General features: G+C 58.1%; 21 protein-coding genes. 3 read left to right on the top strand and 18 right to left on the bottom strand.

Annotated features, from left to right (window positions below; genetic code table 11):
- Positions 1-5: 5 nt before the first annotated feature.
- The 8 genes from ACIQYF_RS06485 to puuE all read right to left on the bottom strand — a co-directional run bounded on the left by ACIQYF_RS06485 (position 6) and on the right by puuE (position 7,931).
- Positions 6-791, bottom strand: coding sequence for an outer membrane protein OmpK (locus ACIQYF_RS06485; protein ID WP_402858300.1), 786 nt, complete (start codon positions 789-791; stop codon positions 6-8).
- Between the two features lie 361 nt (positions 792-1,152).
- On the bottom strand, positions 1,153-1,938 hold the full coding sequence (locus ACIQYF_RS06480; protein WP_402858297.1) for an outer membrane protein OmpK: 786 nt from the start codon (positions 1,936-1,938) through the stop codon (positions 1,153-1,155).
- A gap of 92 nt (positions 1,939-2,030) precedes the next feature.
- A complete protein-coding gene (locus tag ACIQYF_RS06475; RefSeq protein WP_019411533.1) occupies positions 2,031-3,395 on the bottom strand; it encodes a nucleobase:cation symporter-2 family protein in 1,365 nt (454 codons plus the stop codon).
- An 82-nt stretch (positions 3,396-3,477) separates the two neighbouring features.
- The gene (locus tag ACIQYF_RS06470; RefSeq protein WP_402858292.1) at positions 3,478-4,773 is read right to left on the bottom strand and encodes a urate hydroxylase PuuD; all 1,296 of its coding nucleotides are present in this window, start codon (positions 4,771-4,773) and stop codon (positions 3,478-3,480) included.
- A 49-nt stretch (positions 4,774-4,822) separates the two neighbouring features.
- Complete coding sequence (locus tag ACIQYF_RS06465) at positions 4,823-5,326, bottom strand: ureidoglycolate lyase (RefSeq protein WP_402858289.1); 504 nt, start codon at positions 5,324-5,326, stop codon at positions 4,823-4,825.
- Between the two features lie 106 nt (positions 5,327-5,432).
- Entirely contained in the window at positions 5,433-6,428 is a 996-nt protein-coding gene (gene alc / locus ACIQYF_RS06460; RefSeq protein ID WP_402858286.1) for an allantoicase, read from the bottom strand.
- A gap of 61 nt (positions 6,429-6,489) precedes the next feature.
- Positions 6,490-7,005, bottom strand: a complete 516-nt coding sequence (uraD, locus tag ACIQYF_RS06455; protein WP_402858283.1) for a 2-oxo-4-hydroxy-4-carboxy-5-ureidoimidazoline decarboxylase — start codon at positions 7,003-7,005, stop codon at positions 6,490-6,492.
- Complete coding sequence (gene puuE / locus ACIQYF_RS06450; RefSeq protein WP_402858280.1) at positions 7,002-7,931, bottom strand: allantoinase PuuE; 930 nt, start codon at positions 7,929-7,931, stop codon at positions 7,002-7,004. The genes uraD and puuE overlap by 4 nt, the downstream gene beginning before the upstream one ends.
- Before the next feature lie 375 nt (positions 7,932-8,306).
- On the opposite strand from puuE, the gene uraH reads away from it, so the two are divergent.
- Entirely contained in the window at positions 8,307-8,660 is a 354-nt protein-coding gene (uraH, locus tag ACIQYF_RS06445; protein ID WP_402858277.1) for a hydroxyisourate hydrolase, read from the top strand.
- 192 nt (positions 8,661-8,852) lie between these two features.
- On the opposite strand, the gene ACIQYF_RS06440 is transcribed toward uraH, so the two are convergent.
- Both ACIQYF_RS06440 and ACIQYF_RS06435 read right to left on the bottom strand, forming a co-directional pair.
- Positions 8,853-9,479, bottom strand: coding sequence for a LysE family translocator (locus tag ACIQYF_RS06440; protein WP_402858274.1), 627 nt, complete (start codon positions 9,477-9,479; stop codon positions 8,853-8,855).
- Between the two features lie 93 nt (positions 9,480-9,572).
- Positions 9,573-10,007, bottom strand: a complete 435-nt coding sequence (locus ACIQYF_RS06435; protein ID WP_402858271.1) for a MarR family winged helix-turn-helix transcriptional regulator — start codon at positions 10,005-10,007, stop codon at positions 9,573-9,575.
- 82 nt (positions 10,008-10,089) lie between these two features.
- On the opposite strand from ACIQYF_RS06435, the gene ACIQYF_RS06430 reads away from it, so the two are divergent.
- Together ACIQYF_RS06430 and ACIQYF_RS06425 are read left to right on the top strand one after the other, a co-directional pair.
- Positions 10,090-11,256, top strand: coding sequence for a PLP-dependent aminotransferase family protein (locus ACIQYF_RS06430; protein WP_402858267.1), 1,167 nt, complete (start codon positions 10,090-10,092; stop codon positions 11,254-11,256).
- A 10-nt stretch (positions 11,257-11,266) separates the two neighbouring features.
- Positions 11,267-11,869 (top strand): glutathione S-transferase family protein, encoded by a 603-nt coding sequence (locus ACIQYF_RS06425; RefSeq protein ID WP_402858264.1) that lies wholly within the window; start codon positions 11,267-11,269, stop codon positions 11,867-11,869.
- A gap of 113 nt (positions 11,870-11,982) precedes the next feature.
- Here the strand turns inward: ACIQYF_RS06425 and ACIQYF_RS06420 are convergent, their stop codons facing one another.
- Genes ACIQYF_RS06420 through ACIQYF_RS06385 form a run of 8 tightly spaced genes read right to left on the bottom strand, consistent with a single transcriptional unit; the run spans position 11,983 to position 18,134 of the window.
- Positions 11,983-12,879 carry a metal ABC transporter solute-binding protein, Zn/Mn family gene (locus tag ACIQYF_RS06420; RefSeq protein ID WP_402858261.1) on the bottom strand — a complete coding sequence of 299 codons (897 nt, stop codon included), beginning with the start codon at positions 12,877-12,879 and terminating at the stop codon, positions 11,983-11,985.
- A complete protein-coding gene (locus ACIQYF_RS06415; protein ID WP_402858258.1) occupies positions 12,880-13,779 on the bottom strand; it encodes a metal ABC transporter permease in 900 nt (299 codons plus the stop codon).
- Positions 13,776-14,531 carry a metal ABC transporter ATP-binding protein gene (locus ACIQYF_RS06410; protein WP_402858255.1) on the bottom strand — a complete coding sequence of 252 codons (756 nt, stop codon included), beginning with the start codon at positions 14,529-14,531 and terminating at the stop codon, positions 13,776-13,778. The genes ACIQYF_RS06415 and ACIQYF_RS06410 overlap by 4 nt, the downstream gene beginning before the upstream one ends.
- Positions 14,528-15,466: a metal ABC transporter substrate-binding protein gene (locus ACIQYF_RS06405; RefSeq protein WP_402858252.1), complete on the bottom strand. Its 939-nt coding sequence runs from the start codon at positions 15,464-15,466 to the stop codon at positions 14,528-14,530. Before ACIQYF_RS06405 ends, ACIQYF_RS06410 begins: the two co-directional genes overlap by 4 nt.
- A gap of 34 nt (positions 15,467-15,500) precedes the next feature.
- On the bottom strand, positions 15,501-16,055 hold the full coding sequence (locus ACIQYF_RS06400) for a DUF6162 family protein (protein WP_402858249.1): 555 nt from the start codon (positions 16,053-16,055) through the stop codon (positions 15,501-15,503).
- Positions 16,052-16,360, bottom strand: coding sequence for a hypothetical protein (locus ACIQYF_RS06395; RefSeq protein ID WP_402858755.1), 309 nt, complete (start codon positions 16,358-16,360; stop codon positions 16,052-16,054). The genes ACIQYF_RS06400 and ACIQYF_RS06395 overlap by 4 nt, the downstream gene beginning before the upstream one ends.
- A 23-nt stretch (positions 16,361-16,383) precedes the next feature.
- A complete protein-coding gene (locus tag ACIQYF_RS06390; protein WP_402858246.1) occupies positions 16,384-16,926 on the bottom strand; it encodes a thiamine pyrophosphate-binding protein in 543 nt (180 codons plus the stop codon).
- The gene (locus ACIQYF_RS06385; protein ID WP_402858243.1) at positions 16,923-18,134 is read right to left on the bottom strand and encodes a PepSY-associated TM helix domain-containing protein; all 1,212 of its coding nucleotides are present in this window, start codon (positions 18,132-18,134) and stop codon (positions 16,923-16,925) included. The genes ACIQYF_RS06390 and ACIQYF_RS06385 overlap by 4 nt, the downstream gene beginning before the upstream one ends.
- Positions 18,135-18,462 lie beyond the last annotated feature (328 nt).

Genomic DNA, 18,462 nt, shown 5'->3' with positions numbered 1-18,462 from the left:
GCGTATCAGAAGTGGTACTTGACCAACAGGCTTGCGGTGTCCTGATTGGTTTTGAAAGAACCGCTGTCTTCGATGCCGTATTTGTTTTTCCAGTAGTCGTATTCGATACCGACATACAACTGCTTCGCGCCCCAGTTCAGTGCCTTGCCCAAGTCATATTTGATCTGTGGGTTGAAGTGCAGGTTGGCGTGATAAGTGCCGCGGGCGTTTTGGTCATTGTCGACCACCCAGTCCATATAGCCGTCGATGACGATGTCGGATTTGCCCATCGGGAGGGTGTACGACCACACCGGGGTGATCTGCCAAACGCCACGACCGGCACGATTGCCTTCTGGATAACGCTTGTAGAAGTTCAACTGGAAGAAGTCGAAGCCCGGAACATTCAGGTCGAAACCCGGGCCGATCAAGTAAGAATCAGAGTCGCCTTCACCAAACTCGTAAGTCATGGCCAGCAATACGTCTTTGATCGGGCCAAGCTCAAACTTCTGGTCGAAGATTTTGCCGAACGATAAGCGCGGGGTGAACTCGCCGTAGTACGTATTCGGGCCGACGTTCCCATCTTCTTTGCCGTTGTAAAAAATACGGTCGAGGAAGAAGAAGTTGTCACCGTATTTCCAGCTGTCAGCGTGCTCGAAGGTCAGGGTCTGTTGAATCTTTGGATTCACCTGGAAGTCCTTGCCATACAAGTACGTCAGGCTGTTGGTTTGCCATTGCAGCAAGTCTTCAGCGACTGCCGTCGACCCGCCCAGCAAGCTCCCCGCAAGCATCAGGCCGGTAAGAATGCGCTTCATTCGGTTACTCCAAAATTTTTAAAAAAATCTGCATGAATAAGAACGCGGTGCTCTGTTTGGCCCTTGGTTCTTCTGTTTTAAAACTTGCCTTTTTGGTCAGCTTTAATGCGTTAAGCAAGTGCTGGGCCATGCGTGTCCTGCGGCCAAAAAGCAGCGCTCAACTGTCGTCTGAGAGTTGAGTGGCGGGAGACTGAAGCAGGCCGTAAACGCTTGGTTTAAACGCGTAAAGTTGTCTTAAAAGTCAGCTTTAAAACAGCGCCCATCTTTGAGCGGCCGCGGAGAATACTGGCTCTGACGCTGGCACTCAAGTGCCCCGTCATTGCGCAGGGCGGGCAATGACGGGGCACAGATTGTGTTTAGGTTAAAAGTGGACTTTGATCAGGGCGCTGGCGGTATTCTGGTTAGTGTCTAAACGGCTGCTGCTTTCGATGCCGTATTTGTCTTTCCAGTAGCTGTATTCAATGCCGACATAGAGCTGTTTTTCACCCAGGTTGAGGGCTTTGCCCAAGTCATATTTGATCTGTGGATTGAAGTGCAGGTTGGCGTGATAAGTACCGCGTGAATTCTGGTCGTTGTCGACCACCCAGTCCATATAGCCATCGATCAGCACGTTGGAGCGGCCCAGGGGAATGGTGTAGGAGAACGACGGGGTAATCTGCCAGACGCCCGTGCCAGGGCGCGGTCCTTCGGTGTGACGGCGATAAAAGTTGAGAGTGAAGTAGTTAAAGCCAGGCACCGCCAGGTCAAAGCCCGGGCCGATCAGATAGGCCTCGCTGTCGCCCTCGCCGTACTCGTAGGTCATCGCCAGCAACACGTCCTTGATCGGCCCGAGCTCTAGTTGTTGATCGAAGATCTTGCCGAACGACAAGCGTGGGCTGAACTCGCCGTAATAAGTGTGCGGCCCTTTGTTGGGGTCATCCTTGCCGTTGTAGAAAATGCGGTCGACAAACAGAAAGTTGTCGCCATATTTCCATTTGTCGGCATGTTCAAAGGTGATGGTTTGCTGGATCGACGGGTTGATCGCGAAGTTCTTGCCGTAGAGGTAAGTGAGGCTATTGGTTTGCCACAAAAACAGATCACCGGCCATGGCTTGACTGGCAGCCAAAAACCCACCCGCGAGCGTAACGCCCCAGTGTTTGCAGTGCATGGGTAACTTCCTTTTTTATTATTTTTTGTGCCAACGGCTGGCGGGTGTGTGGGGGCGAGCTAGCCCGCTCCCACACAAAAACTCATCGCGCTTCAGTGCTGATGCACGTGACCGCTCATGGCTGCGCGCTCTGCGCCACCCAGTACGTTGAACAACAGGTTCAGTGACACGGCGCTGACGGCTGCCATGGCAATCCCGCTGTGGGTGATCGGGCCCATCCACAATGGCAGGTGCGCGAAGAACTCAGGGCGCACCACCGGGATCAGGCCCATGCCGATGCTCACGGCCACCAGCAGTTGGTTGCGACGGTCGGCAATGTCGGCTTCCTGGAGGATTTTGATCCCGGTGGCCGCGACCATGCCGAACATCGCAATCGCCGCGCCGCCCAATACGGCTGGCGGTATCGAAGCCACCAGATACGCCGCTTTAGGTAGCAGGCTGAGGGTGATCAGGAAGGCGCCGGCCATGATGGTCACGGAGCGGCAACGCACGCCGGTCATTTGCACCAGGCCGATGTTCTGTGCGAATGAGGAGTGGGTAAAAGTATTGAAAAAGCCCGCCACAAACGATGCCCCGGCATCGCACAGCAAGCCGCGACGCAGCATGCGCGGGGTGACCTCCTGGCCGGTGATTTTGCCCAGTGCCAGGAACATCCCGGTGGACTCGACAAAAATGATCACCACCACCAGGCACATCGAGAGAATCGGTGCGAGGTGAAATTCAGGCATGCCGAAGTGCAGCGGTGTGACGATCTGGAACCACGGCGCCAGGCCAATACCCTGAAGGTTGACCATGCCAATGGCGCCAGACAAGACATAGCCGAGCGCCATGCCGATCAGCACGGAAATGTTGACCCAGAAACCGCGCATAAAGCGATTGATCAGCAAAATGGTGGCCAATACCAAAGCAGCAATGAACAGGTAGATCGGTGAGCCAAATTGCGCCGCAGCGCTACCGCCGCCAGCCCAGTTCACCGCGACCGGAAACAGCGACAGGCCGATGGAAGTAATCACCGTGCCGGTGACCAGAGGTGGGAAGAAGCGCACCACCTTGGACATGAAGGGCGCGATGATCATCCCGAAGAAACCGGCGGCAATGGTGGCGCCGAAGATTCCCGTCATGCCGATGCCGGGCATGCCCGCCATCGCCACCATACTGCCCACGGCGGCAAAACTGGCGCCCATCATGACCGGCATGCGAATGCCCATGGGACCGATGCCCATTGATTGGACGATGGTTGCAATCCCCGCCACCAACAGGTCGGCGTTGATCAGAAAAGCGATCTCCTCACGACTCAGACCGGCGGCTTGTCCAATGATCAGCGGTACGGCAACCGCGCCGCCGTACATCAGCAACACGTGCTGTAAACCAACCAGAATCAATTGCATCAACGGCAGCCGCTGGATAGGCGGTGGCGCGGTCACGGCGGGTATGCGCGGTTCTGTTAAATCGGACATGCAACACCTCGGTCTTTTTTATTGTTGTGAGCTAATGGTGTGGTTGTATGGCCGCCCACGGCGCGGCCACACTGCGTTCGTATCAGTTGGTTTGGGCTCCTGCGTTGATCCATGCGCCAATCAGGTCGCGTTCTTGTTGAGTCATTTGAGTGATATTGCCCAGCGGCATGATCTGGCTGGCGACCGCCTGTGCCTGAATCCGCGGAGCCATCAGCTGGATTTGCTGCTCGGTGTCGAACATCACGCCTGCCGGAGCTGCGCTGAACAGCGGGCTGGTCGGTGTGGCGGAGTGGCAGACGGTGCAGCGTTCCTGGATCACGGAGTGGACTTTTTCGAAGTCAACGCTGGCCACCGGCGCAGGGGCAGGGGCAGGGGCAGGAGCTGTGACGGGTGCCGGGTTGGCATCAGGCTTGGCCCCGCTGACCGCGGTTTCCGGGATCGGCTGGTATTTGATGACCTTGGCCACGTCTGGCGCGGAAGGTGCAGGTTTGGGACCGGTCACATACGCCAGGCAGACCATGCCCAGTGCCGCGACCGGTAGGGTCCAGGCATATTTATGGCTGTCATGGCGGGTGTTGAAGTAGTGGCGAACCAAGACCGCCAGTACCGCAATCCCGGCTAGGATCAGCCAGTTGTATTGGCTGCCATAGGTGCTCGGGAAGTGGTTGCTGATCATGATGAACAGCACCGGCAAGGTGAAGTAGTTGTTGTGACGCGAACGCAGCAGGCCTTTGGCCGGCAATGCCGGATCGGGCGTGCGGCCTTCTTTGATGGCGGCCACCAATGCACGCTGGGCGGGCATGATGATACGGAATACGTTGCCGACCATGATGGTGCCGATAATGGCGCCGACATGCAGGTACGCACCGCGTCCACTGAACACTTTGCTCAGGCCAAAGGCTGCGGCGACCAGCAACACAAACAGGATGAAACCGAGCAGCGCCGGGCGTTTGCCCAAGGCGGAGTCGCACAAAAAGTCGTAGATAAACCAGCCGGCAATCAACGAACCGATGCCGATGGCAACCGCTTCAGGGCCGCTTAGCGTGGAGCCTGGAGCAATCAGATACAGCGCAGGGTTGAAGTAAAACACCAGGCACAGCAGGGCGATGCCTGACATCCAGGTGAAATAGGCTTCCCATTTAAACCAGTGCAGGTTGTCCGGCATGGTCGGTGGGGCCAGCTTGTACTTTTCGAGGTGGTAAATACCGCCCCCGTGAATGGCCCATAAATCACCGGCCAAACCGTTTTTGGGGTTGGCTCGATTGAGGTTGTTCTCAAGCCAGACAAAATAAAACGACGCGCCAATCCAGGCCACACCGGTAATCATATGAATCCAGCGCACGCTCAGATTCAGCCATTCCAATAGATGTGCTTCCACAGTCTTTACCTCTCGCCTGTCACTCTTGAGTGAATGATCAGACCTTCTCTTATTGGTGGGGGGCGAGGATTAAACGCTCATCCTCTTTAAAGAAATGCTCATCGCAGTTATTACCTGCACCACTGCGATCAACCACCAGGAAGTCATCCCGCTTTTCGATCGTCAGCACCGGGTGGTGCCAGACGCCGCGATGGTAATTAATGCCCTGCCTGCCATTACTGACAAAGGCGCGGACCAAGCCTGATACAGGTTCATCGCCAAGTGGCGCGACCACGATCAGAAAGGGGTTGCCGAGCAGCGGGATAAAAGCCTGACTGCCCAGCGGATGGCGCTCCAGCATGCACACGGTCAAGGGCATGTCCTGCGCTTGGGCGCGGAAAATGCTGATGATCGCTTTGTCCTCTGGCGTCGCCGTTTCGACCTCGGCCAGACGGTGAAAACGCATGGTTGAACCGTTGTTGATCATGAAGTGGTCGCTGCCATCGGTTTCAATCACGTCACCGAACGGGGCGAAGGCTTCTTTGGTCAGCGGTTCAATCTGCAATGTGCGCATGGTGGTCTTCTTTTTCTGATGTTCGTTTATGTGTGGGAGCTGGCGAAGCCTGCGATCTTTTTAAGATCGAGCGATCGCAGCCTGCGGCAGCTCCCACGGTTTTGCCTTATTTAGCGACTTTGCCCAAAATACGCAGGCGGCTTACACCGCCGTCCGGGAACAGGTTGAGCCGGATGTGAGTGATCGGGCCAAGGGCTTTGATCTGCTCGCTGAAGCTGTGCTCTGCGTGCATTTCAAGTTTTTGGCTCGGCAGCAATTCACGCCAGAACAGGCTCTGGGTTTCGATCTGGCTGTCGGTGCCGCCTTTGACGAACGCGCCTTGAATCGAGCAGCTGTCCGGGTAGTTGCCCTTGAAGTGCAGGGTGTCGACGATGATTTGTTCAATTTCACCGGCATGCCCCAGCGCGACGATGACCCAGTCGTTGCCTGGCGTACGGCGACGTGCAGTTTCCCAGCCGTCGCCCATGTTGATGCCACGGCCCGGGTTGAGGATGTTGCTCATGCGGCCGAAGTGTTCGTCCGAGCAAGCGAGGGCGCGGCCACCATTGAGGGCTGCGGCCAGGTCGACCCTTTCGTTGTCGCCCACGGCTGACCAGTCGCGGAACGGCACGCCATACACGCGCAGACGTGCTACACCGCCATCCGGGTAAATGTTGAACCGCAGGTGGCTGAACGCCTGATCATTGCTGATCTCGTGGTAGTGATGGCTGTTGCCTTGCAATTCGACGGCGGACAGCACTTCAACCCACTGAGTCTTTTCGTTGGGTTCACCTTCAGCCAAAAAGCAGGCTTCAAGCGAGGCAGATGGCGGGAAGTTGCCGGTAAAGAATGAAGTGTCGATGTCTACGCCCTTGATCCGGCCCGGAACGCCGAGGCGGATGACGGCACTGTCATAGCCTTCAAAGCGCTTGCGGCGGGACTCCCAGCCGTCCATCCACTTGCCGTTGTCATCGAAAACGCCCTCCTTCCATACGGCCGGGGTCGGCTGGAACAGACGGTTGGCGTCTGCGAACCAGTCATCGGTCACCGAAATAATCTTGGTGCCAAGACGGGCGTCGGCCAGGTTGACGAATTTCTCGAAAGGTACGGGTTGCGCTTTCATTCTTCTTGTCTGCCTTTAAGTAAGTGGCTGGAGATGCGTCACCGGCAGGTGCCGGCTCGGCTTAGAGCTGGAGTAATCGGAACAGGGCGATTTTGTTGATTTCTGCCAACGCGCATTTGAACTCGACGTCTGCCGGGTTATGGATACGGGTTTCGAACGCGGCGAGGATCTGGTGCCGGTCGCTGCCTTTTACCGCCATGATGAAGGGAAACTTGAACGTGGCTTTGTAGGCCTCATTCAGCTCGGTGAAGCGCTGAAACTCTTCTTCCGTGCATTGGTGAATACCGGCGCCAGCTTGTTCGTGGGTGCTGGCTTCGGTCAGTTGGCCCTGTACGGCAGCCTTGCCCGCCAGGTCCGGGTGAGCGTTGATCAGTGCCAGTTGGCTGTTGTGATCGGCGCTCAATAAAATGTCGCTCATGCGCTGGTGCAGGGTTTCGATCTGATCGACGCTGGCATCCAGGCCCAGGTCGTAAGCCTTTTCGGCGACCCAGGGCGAGTGTTCATAAATGTCGGCAAAAGCGTCGACAAACGCTTCACGGCTCATGGCTGAAGGCTTGAGGGTCTTGAAGGCGCTCATTGGTCGTTCTCTGCAACAAAAGGGTGGGTGGCGTGCCAGTGACGGGCGATGTCCACGCGGCGGGTGAACCACACTTGCTCGTGACCCTTGGCGTATTCAATGAAGCGCTTGAGGGCGGCGAGACGCGCAGGGCGGCCAATGAGGCGGCAATGCAGGCCGATGGAAAGCATTTTCGGCGACTCTGCGCCTTCGGCGTACAGCACATCGAAAGCATCCTTGAGGTACTGGAAAAACTGCTCGCCGGTGTTAAAACCCTGCACTTGGGTGAAGCGCATGTCATTGGTGTCCAGGGTGTAAGGAATCACCAGGTGCGGCTTGCCGGTCGGGTTGTTCGGTTCCCAGTAGGGCAGGTCGTCGTCATAGGTGTCGCTGTCATACAAAAAGCCGCCTTCTTCCATCACCAGCCGCCGGGTATTAGGACCGGTGCGGCCGGTGTACCAGCCCAGCGGCCGCTCGCCGCTGATTTCGGTGAGGATGCGGATCGCTTCGAGCATGTGTTCCCGCTCCAGCGCCTCGTCCATGTACTGGTAGTCAATCCAGCGATAGCCGTGGCTGCAAATCTCGTGCCCGGCGGCGACCATGGCGCGGATCACATCTGGGTGGCGTTGCGCAGCCATGGCCACGGCAAACACCGTGAGCGGGATGTCGAATTCCTGAAACAACTTGAGCACGCGCCACACGCCAGCGCGGCTACCGTATTCATACAGAGACTCCATGCTCATGTTGCGCTCGCCCTGCAGCGGCTGCGCCGAAACCATTTCCGAGAGGAAGGCTTCTGATTCTTTGTCGCCATGGAGGAGGTTGCGCTCACCGCCTTCTTCGTAATTGAGTACGAAAGACAGAGCGATGCGGGCATTGTCCGGCCAATGTGGATGAGGAGGGTTGGGACCGTAACCAATCAGGTCGCGTGGGTAGTCAGCGCTCACTACAGTCTTCCTTATTGTGGGTGTTTACAGTCGACTGGCCAGACCAGGCGTCACTGTGATGGCCTGATTGTATACAACTTTGTGATGTATTTGTAACCCTGAATTTGTGCATTTTTATCATGCCTTGTGCTGAAAAGGTACCTGCAAGAAACTTGCCTGATTAGTCAGCTTCTGAACATAAAGTCTCGAAAGGCTGTGGCTTTGAGAGCAAACAACGTCTAGGCCGCGTGGATCGTGGGTTGGGTAAAATTGCGTTTATAATTGTGTACAATTTTTGTTTGAAATGTCTTAATCTTCGCTTCGCTGTGACTTTTAGCGTGCTAACAGTGACAGCGGCCGTTTTTATTCACCGAGGTCGGGGAGGTCGCAGAACCAATGGGACGTTTGACTACGCACGTTTTAGATGCCGCACACGGTTGTCCGGGCAGCTCGATCAAGGTCGAGTTGTATCGGGTAGAAGGTTCACAGCTGACGCGGGTGGCGAGTGCGCTGACTAACAGCGACGGTCGCTGCGACACGCCGCTGTTGCAGGGCGATGACTACCGTAGCGGGGTATATCAGTTGCAATTCGAGGCGGGTGATTACTATCGCGCGCGAGGTGTGAAGCTGCCTGAACAGGCGTTTCTGGACGTGGTGGTGCTGCGTTTCGGGATCAGTGCCGAGCAGGATCACTACCATGTACCGCTGCTGATCTCGCCGTACAGCTATTCGACCTATCGTGGGAGTTAGGGCTTAAGAACTGCGCACCGTGGTAGATTTTTGCCCGCTCACACTGCGGGCTTTTTTTTGCCTGGCGTTTGATGAAAAGCCCGTAGCCGCTGCCGCAGGCTGCGATAAGGCCCGAAGGACCTTCGCTTCTAAAAGCGTGATGCCTTCGGGCTCAATCGCAGCCTGCGACAGCGGCTACACGTTTGGCACTCTCTAGCGGCTCAACAGCGACGCGGTGCCTGCTATGCCAAACAAACCGGCGCTGATCCGGTTGAACCAGCTCTGGCCCTTGCCGCTGCGCAGGTAATTGGCTGCGCCGTGTGCGCCCAGCCCATAGGCCAGCTTGCACAGCAGGTCGAGCACGGTCCAGGTGGCGATCATCACCAGCAGTTGCCCCAGGAAGGGCTGAGCGGGGTTGAGAAACTGCGGCAAGAACGCGGCGAAGAATAAAATGTCTTTCGGGTTGCTGGCGCCGAGCACAAATGCGCGCCCAAACAGGGCGCTGAAGCGCGGTTTTGGTGCGGCCTCTGGCACTTTTGCGGCCGTTGCCGGTTGACGCGATTGCTTCCAGCTTTGCCACGCCAGATAGAACAGGTACAGCGCGCCGACGATTTTCAGGGCGCTGAATAGCTGTTCCGACGCCAGCAGCAGCGCGCCCAAGCCCAATGCCGAGGCGCTGAGCAAGCAGATTGAGGCAATGACACCGCCCAAGAAAGCCGGGTAAGAACGGCGCAGGCCGTAGTTCAGGCTGTTGCTGATCATTAATAACGACAGGGGTCCCGGTATCAGGATCACTACCAATGCCGCGCTGCTGAACAGCAGCCAGGTTTCGAGACTCATCACTTCCTCCAAGTACACGCGCCTCCCGATACAGTGCCGGGGTCTGCTGATTTATGCGTTTGTATACAAATAAAGCAAGTATTGTTTTAACTTTTAGCGACTTTGCCCCAGCGCCTGATTAACCGCCAGCCAGCCGTTGACCGCCTCTTCGCCTGCTTGAGCGAACACCCGTTGCAACAGCTTGACTTGCTCGCGGCGCAGAGTGGCCTCAAAACGAACGCCCTCGGCGGTTAATTCCAGCAGGCGTTTACGTTTATCGGTTTCGGGCGCCACGCTGAGCACCAGGTTCATTTCGATCAATTGGCGCAGCGGTGTGTTGAGCGCCTGCTTGCTCACGCCGAGCAACGACAGCAGTTCTGTCACGCTGACACCCGGGTGGTGGGCGATAAAAAAAACGATGCGCTGATGCACCCGGCTAAGTCCGCGGCGGGCAAGCATTTCGTCCGCTTTGGCGGTAAACGCTTGATAGCCGAAGAAGAAGGCCTGCATCGCAGCGCGCTGAGCGGTTGGATTTTTAAGGTCAAGCATATTGACGTATCTAGGCTTCGCGGCGTAATTTCGGTCAACCAGTTTGACTTATTTTCAATGACTTCTGCCACCGGTGATCTGTATGGCCTTCTCCGAACGTGTTTCCCGCCTGAAAAGCTCTTTGATTCGTGAAATTCTGGCTGCGGCCCAGCGTCCGGAAGTCATGTCGTTTGCAGGCGGTCTGCCGGCCGAAGCCATGCTACCCAAGGTCGACTGGACCGACATGCCGGTCTCGATGGGCCAATACGGCATGAGCGAAGGCGAGCCGGCCCTGCGTGAAGCGCTGGCCGCCCAGGCCCGCGCGCTGGGTATTAACTGCGACCCGAGCCAGGTGATGGTACTCAGCGGTTCGCAACAGGCGCTCGACCTGGCGGCCAAGCTGTACATCGACAAGGGTACCGAGATCATGCTCGAAGCGCCGACCTACCTGGCGGCGCTGCAGATTTTCCAACTGTTTGGCGCGCAGTGCCTGAGCTTCCCGTTGCAGGCTGATGGACCGGACCTGGCGGCGCTGCGCGTACAACTGGAAAAACACCGCCCAGCGTTTATCTACCTGATCCCGACGTTCCAAAACCCGTCTGCCGTGCGTTACAGCGAAACCAAGCGTGACGCTGTTGCGGTGTTGCTGGACGAGTTCGGCGTGACCCTGATTGAAGATGAGCCTTACCGTGAACTGAACTTCGACGGCGCCAGCGCGACCCCCATCGTCAGTCGCCTGAAAAAAGCCAGCTGGATCTACACCGGCACCGTGTCCAAGACCCTGTTGCCGGGCCTGCGTGTTGGTTTCCTGATTGCCAGCCCGGACTTGTTCCCGCACTTGTTGCGCCTAAAGCAATCGGCAGACTTGCACACCAATCGCGTGGGGCAGTGGCAGGCCTTGCAGTGGATCGGCACAGACAAGATGGCCCGCCACCTGGCCGAGTTGCGTGATTTCTATCGCGTGCGTCGGGATGGTTTCCAGTTGGCGCTGCAAGAGCACTTTTCGGACCTGGCTGACTGGAACGTACCGCAGGGCGGGCTGTTTTTCTGGCTGACACTTAAACAGCCGCTCGATACCCGAACCTTGCTCAAGCCTGCGCTGGCGCAAAACGTTGCGTTCATGCCGGGCGAACCGTTCTTCGCCAACCCGGACCAGAACGTGGGGAGTCTGCGTCTGAACTTCAGTCACATCGATCCAGAGCGCCTGCATGAAGGCCTCAAGCGTCTGGCTCATGTTATTCGTCAAGCACAAGCCGCAGAGGCGGCTTAAGGGGGGCGTGATGCTCAAGGTTTACGGCGATTACAACTCGGGTAACTGCTACAAAATCAAGCTGATGCTGCACTTGCTGGGTCTTGAGTATCAGTGGCAGCCAGTGGACATTCTGAAGGGTGAGACCGAAACCCCGGAGTTCCTCGCGAAAAACCCAAACGGCAAAGTGCCGGTTCTGGAGCTGGAGGATGGCACGTATTTGTGGGAGTCCAACGCGATTCTCAACTACTTGGCGGACGGCAGCGAATACTTGCCCACTGAGCCGCGCCTGCGCACCCAAGTGCTGCAGTGGCAGTTTTTTGAGCAATACAGCCATGAGCCTTGCATTGCGGTGGCGCGGTTCATCCAGTTTTATCTGGGTTTGCCCCAGGAGCGGCTGGCGCAATACCATGCGTTGCAAAAGCGCGGTTACAAGGCGCTGGATGTGATGGAACAGCAGCTGTCCCGCACACCTTTTCTGGTGGGTGAGCACTTCTCGATTGCCGACGTGACGCTGTATGCCTACACCCATGTGGCAGATCAGGGCGGTTTCGATCTGGACCCTTATCCGGGTATACGGGCCTGGCTGCAGCGGGTGGCAAGCCATCCGCGGTATGTCGGGATGCTCGATTGAGCGGATCATGAACCGATAAACCCAATCAGAGGCTGCCGCAGCCTCCCGATAAACCGTGCCCCCACCTTCGAGCAGGTGGGGTTTACGGATCGCCTACGTTGAGCATTGCGCCTCTACAGGGCGTTGACAATGGCTTGAACCGTGGCCTGCAACTCAGCCACCGGATCTGCACCGTCAGCGTTCACCACCACGAATTGGCTGCCGCCCTCAGCAATCGCCGACTTCAATTCTGGCGAAGGCTCGCGATGGTCCAGCACCAGCGCGACCTCATTGTCCTTGAGCGTTAGGGTCAGAGCCTTCAACGCTTCAGGTGTCCATGGCTCATCGCCTTGGTGCGTCACGTCAATCCGTTCCAGGTTCAATCCACTGATCAAGTAGTCCAGTCGATCCGAGACACTCACCACGCTCAAGTTATCGGCCTTGGCCAGCTGTGCTTCGCTGTGGGCACTGAGGTTGAGCAGGCGCTGTTTCAGATTGGCCAGGTTGGCCTCAATCCTGGGTTTTGCCGCAGGTGCCAAGCGCACCAGGTCTGCAGCGATCACGTCGGCCATGCGCCCCATGTTGTTGCTGGCCAGCCACGGCTGGCTGTTCAGGCCATCACGGTGCACGGCGGGTTGCACGGCAATGCCGGGCAAGCTGCCGTCCACCGGGCGTGCCGCGTCGACTTCAACGATGCGAATGTTGCTGCGTCGTGCCATCGGGTACAGCGGGTCGTCGCGCCACAACGAGCGTAAGCCCACCACGGCATCGGCGTTTTCGGCCAGCTTTTGTAGTACCGGGGCACCGCGCCCGCTGAAGTAGGCGCTTTGTCGGCTACCGGGCAGGTTGGCGGCCGCCGCGCGTTCCAGGGTCACGCCAGTGTCCTTGAGCAGTAAATCGCTCAAGCCGTAGGTGATCGGCAAGCTGGCGAGAATGCGCACCGGCTGTGCGTTGGGAGTGGCCGCCAGCAGCGGTGTGCTGAGCAGGCCAGTGATGGCGATTGCCAGGGTCAGTTTGCGCGCAGTGAACATTTATCCAATATTTCCTTTCAGGCCAGGCACCACGCCACGGGCTATGGCGGCCAGGGCGAAGGCGATACCGGCCACCAGAATGATCGCGGCGCCGGACGGAATCGGTAGGTCGAAGACGATGGGCAGCAAGATTCCGCACAAGGTGCTGATCGTGGCGATCAACACCGACATCCAGAAAAAGCCCTTCAGCGACTGGCTGAGCAAGCGCGCCGCCGCCGCCGGGATCACCAGCAGTGCACCGACCAGGATCGCGCCAATCACCTTGACCGCAGCGACGGTGATCAGCGTCACCAGAATCACAAACAGGTAGTCCAATGATTTCACGGCCACCCCGCGCACGGCGGCCAGTTGCGGGTTGAAGCTGGCGAGCATGATGCGGTTGTAGAGCGGCAGGCTGAGGCCCAGCACCAGTGCACCGACAATCGCCAGCACCAGCAAGTCGTTGCCGTTGACGGTCAACACCGAGCCGAACAGCACGTTTTCAAGGATGTGCACATTGATCTTGCCCGCCAGCACCAGCAGCAGGCTGGCGCCCAAAGCCAACGACACGGAGAGGAAGACGCCGATCAGGGTGTCTGGCGCCAAACCGGTGCGATTGCGCAAGTAATTGAGCGAAATCCCGAACAACAGGCAATAACCGAACAGGCTGCCGTACGGCCCGGTGTAGGGTTCGCCAAGCAAAATGCCGATGGCGACACCCGTCAGGGCTGCGTGGCCCACAGCCTCGGAAAAGAACGCAAAACGCTTGACCACCACCAAGGTCCCGAGCCCGCCCAGTACCGGGCCGATCAGCAAACCTGCCAGCAGCGCATTGACCACAAAACCGTAGGCCAGCACTTCAGGCAGATACCCGGCTGTGGCCCACCCCTGAATCAGCAAACGGAAGGCTTCATAGCTCATGGCTGGCGGCTCCCGTTAGCCTGGGGATGGGTCGAAAACAGGGTCAGCAAGCGTTCCGGGCTGAGCGTTTGTTCGGGCGGACCATCAAACAGAATCTGCCGATTGAGCCCGGTCACGCGCTCGGCCAAGCGTTTGACGGCGGCCAGATCGTGCTCGATCCACACCACCGTGACGCCGGCTTGCCGCCACTCATTGAGCAGGCGTTCAAATACTTGCGCACCGGCTTCGTCCAGCGCAGACATCGGTTCGTCCAGCACCAGCAATTGGGGGGCCGGGATCAGGCCTTGAGCCAATAGCACGCGTTGGCGTTCACCGCCCGACAATGCGCCCATGCGTCGCTTGCGTTTGTCTTGCATGCCCACCCTTTCCAGGGCTTGACCAATCTGTGGCGCCACCTTGCGCGACAGGCCCATAAAGGCCGGACGTCGTTGGCACATGGCGGCCATAAAATCCTCCACGGTCATGGGCAAGCCACGGTCAAATTCCAGTGCTTGCGGCACATAACCGATCAACCCGGGCTCGCCGGCCCAGTTCAGGCGCAATTGGCCCTGATGCGGCATTTGCCCGAGCAGGGTCTTGATCAGCGAACTTTTGCCGCCGCCATTGGGGCCGACCAGCGCATGCACGCTGCCGGCACGAATGCTGAAACTGATCCGGTCCAGAATGGGGGTGCGGCCCAGGGTCAGTGATACTTGATCAAACTCGACACCGGGCCCGATTGCCTGCACGGCGATAGATTCTGCCGCTGTCATGCGCCGGACTCCTGAATGGCCTTGACCACTGTATTGAGGTTGTTGGTCATTTCTTTTTCGTACTTGTCGGCGCTGTAGTCGCCATACGAAATGTGCGAAAGCGGGTACAACTTGACCCCGGATTCACGCTGGATGGTGTCAACGTAAGTAGACGGGAAGTCCATCTCCGAGAAGATCACCTTCACATCTAGTGCGCGCAGTTGGTCGATGGTTTTCTTCAACTGGCTAGGGCTCGGTTCAATGCCGTGCGCAGGTTCAACCACGGCGGTGACTTCGAGGCCGAATTCGCGCAGCAAATAGTCATAGGCCGCGTGCACCGTGGCTACGCGCAGGTCGGGGTTGGGTGCCTGAGTCAGCTTGGCCAGGGCATCGGCGCGCATCTGGCGCAGGCGCTTGCCGTAGGCGCGGGCATTGGCGGTGTAGGTTTTGGCGTTGGCCGGATCGAGTTTGCCCAGTTCGCGGGCGATGTTATTGACCTGGGCAATCGAGGCGCTGATCGACAAAAAGGTGTGCGGGTTGACCACCTTGCCTGCGCCACGCGCGGCGGTCCCGGTGGCCGCCAGCAGCGGCACGTTCTCATTGGCCTCGATGACCGGGATGTTTGGCTTTTCACTGGCTTGGATCATTTTGTCGGCAAAATCGTCATGACCGACTCCATTGAGGACGATCACATCCAGCGTGCCGATGCGCTTGATGTCCTCAGCGCGTGGTTCATAGGCATGCGGGTTAAAGCCTGCCGGAATCAGCGGCACGACCTCGGCCTTGTCGCCAACGATAGTGGCCACATAGCTGTAATACGGATGCAGGGTGATGCCAATGCGCAGCGGCTTGGCCAGCGGGGTCGGGGTGTCAGCATGCGCCAGTGGCGAAAGGCAAAGCGCCAACAGGCCAGCCAGCAGTAAGGTGCGGCGGCGCACAACAGATGAAATGGACATGGCGAGCAGTCTTCTCTCAGGTAAAGCGGTGGGTTCAGTGCCGATGCTGGCGAGTCACCCCGGCATCGAATTGCGCGATCACTTGCTGCCAGCCGTCTTGATTCAACGCAGCATCGCTAAAGTCGGTGGGCGCGCTGACAGTGTTGTTGTGGTTGAGCCATACATCGGGCTGCGCGCTGATGCGCATTAAAAACGAGCCCGCGACCTCAGGCTTTGGGCTCACGCCCAGGTACGCTTGTTCGCCCAACAACTGCCACACATGGTTACCGCGGCTGACCGAACTGGCGTCGCTGGCAAAGGGCGCAAAGCCTTCTTCGGCCAATTGCTCGGGCTGGGGCAGGGCGCTGACCTCTTCGCGCAGCAGTTGGATTTCGTCGAGCGTGACCCGCAAATCGGCATAAATGCCTTGCTCGGCGGCATTCAAGTCGCGCCGTGCATCGAGTTGGTGGGCCGCCACCGAGGGGGTTTCTTGCGATTCATGACGCCACGCCACCACCGAGCCCGCCACGCACAGAATCAGCAGGCACAACAGCAGCACAGACAGGGTTTCATGCCCGGCTCCGGCCGGGCGCACGACGTGTGTACTCATGGGGCCTCGATGTCGGCTTGGTCGATTTCAACAATGTGGCCGGGGCCTGCGTCAAACAGCACGTAAAACTCGGAAGCAGGGCGCTTGAACGTCAGGGTTGAATCTGCTCCTAGTTTGCCCGGCACCAAAATGGTTTCGTCGTAGCCGATCACGTCAAGCGTCACCCCGGGTGCGCCGCTGCCATCCGAGAAGCCGCCGGTGCAGCGGATCTGTCCGCCTGCGATCTCCTTGCACTCGCACATTGGGTTGTGGGCCATGGCTTGCCCGCCCAAGCCCAGCAAGGCCACGCTGATTGCCAGGCGCATAGGGTGTTTAAACAGGCGCGAACTCATCGTTTGCCTCCTTGTTGGGCCAGCCAGGCGATAGTCGCCGGTGACGCTTCGCTCAGGGGAATGGATGCCTGATGCATCGAGCCGTCCCACCCCTCAAGGGTGATCCACAGTTCGGCATCGGCTTTGGTACGTTCCGGGATTGGCAGCGTGGCGCCCATGCGGTAGGGAGTGCCGAAGAAAATCACCCCGGCGGCGCGTAAGCTGCGGGGCTTGCCGATGCGCAAATAAGTGGCCTTGACCTGATCGATGCATGTCTCGCACAGCGCCGCGTTAAAGCTCTTCATATAGCCTGCCGGGCCGTCAGGGCGCGGTGCTTCATTGCGCAATTCGGCCAGTTGCAGGCTCCATGGGCCGACGTGCACCGTACCGATTTCGCGCTCGCCCAAACCGCTGTCCCCGCGAAACAGCGAGGCATCGGCAAAGTACTTGGGCATAAATCCCAGCGGCACCAGCAACAGTAAAATATTGATGTGAAAACGCCATTTGAGCCACCAGCGACCCAGTGCGCAAGAAGGCTGTACTGCCGCGGCCTTACTCATACGTTGGCCTCCTGGGGCTGAGTGCTGCGCGCCGTGACGGTCTGGGTATTGACCGGCACAGGGGCAGGCTTATTGCTGCGTTTAAGGGCGTTGGCCGTGGCCAGCGCGGTGCGCTTGGTCCAGATCAGCAAGCCGCTCAGCACCATCATGCTCAGCACCAGACCGAAGAAGAACCAGATCAGCTTGACCCACAGCCCGCCAAAATCGCCGGTGTGCAGCGGTCGCATGGATTCGGTTACCAGCTCCAGCCCCGAGCGGTCGGCAATCATCCGCGAACCCTCAATAACGCCGTTGTAAGGGTTGATGTCAGCGGTCTGGAACAGCAGCGGGTACCAGCCCGGTCCGCCCACTTCGATATGACCGTAAGCATTGCTTGGCAGGCTGACAAAGCTCGCTTCCAGCCCGGGGATCTTCTGGGCGGCAATCTTCACCGCCTGATCGAGGCTGATCTGCGGTGCCGGAGTACCGTGCGGCATCAGCGGGACATCTTCACGAGCGACGACAGGCGGGTTGCCCGTGGTCGAGATTGAAATCTGGTTATCGAACATAAAGGCCTGAATCAAAAACCACAGGCCAGTGATGGAAATCACCGCGATAAACCAGATCGACCACACCCCGCACAAACGATGGAAGTCGCCCCAAAAAATCCGCGCGCCGTGGTTAAAGCGCAGATTGGGTTTAAAGAAGCCTTTCCAGAACTTTTTGTAGACCACCAGTCCGGTAATCAAGGAGCCCAGCAATGGCAGGCCGAGAAACGACACCAGGTACCAACCCCAGCTATAGCCATTGGTGAACGGCACGAGCCACCAGCCATGCAGGGCGCGGGTGAATTGCTGGAAGTTAAAGCGTGGGCTCTCGCCCTGGATGGCTCCCGTGTAAGGGTTGATATACAGCGACGGCGAGCGCCCGTCCGGGTACACCACGCTGGCGACCAGGGCAAAGTGCGACTCGTCCGGGCGGCTGATCGACTCCACCGCCAACGCGGGTTCGGCCTTGTGAATAGCGGTCAACACTTGCTCATACGTGAGCAGCGCAGCGTTATCCGACGGCTGAGTGGCCCGGGCTTCAGGGGTGGCCAGCCACACAATTTCCTGGCTGACCACAGCCAATGTGCCGGTGACACAGACAATCAACACGAAGAACCAGATCGGCAGCGTTAACCAGCTATGGACCAGGAACCAGACCTTGGAACGGGATTTTTTGGACATGGGAGACGACAGACTCACGGCTGAGCAGGTGTGTAATCGCAATTGAGAATGCGATTGCTATCCATGTAGGACGTATGAGATGTCGAAAACCCGAAGGTTTAGTTGTAAAAAAATGTGACCGATAAGGGCTGGGCTGTCTCAAGGCAAGGCTGATTTCTTGATAGACGCGCCGCGTCCGCAACCCTTTATGCGTTATCCCAAACCCGTCATAAGCCCTGCGGGGTAACGCTCAGCGCATCACCTCATTGCGTCAGAGATGATGAATAGACCGTCGCGAGCCCTCGAGCCTCTTCTGGCTCTATCTGCAGGAAATTGAGGGGCGTGCAAA

The sequence above is a fragment of the Pseudomonas sp. NPDC096917 genome, assembly GCF_044762555.1.
Taxonomy (GTDB): Bacteria; Pseudomonadota; Gammaproteobacteria; order Pseudomonadales; family Pseudomonadaceae; genus Aquipseudomonas.
This window is presented reverse-complemented; position numbering and strand designations above follow the sequence as displayed.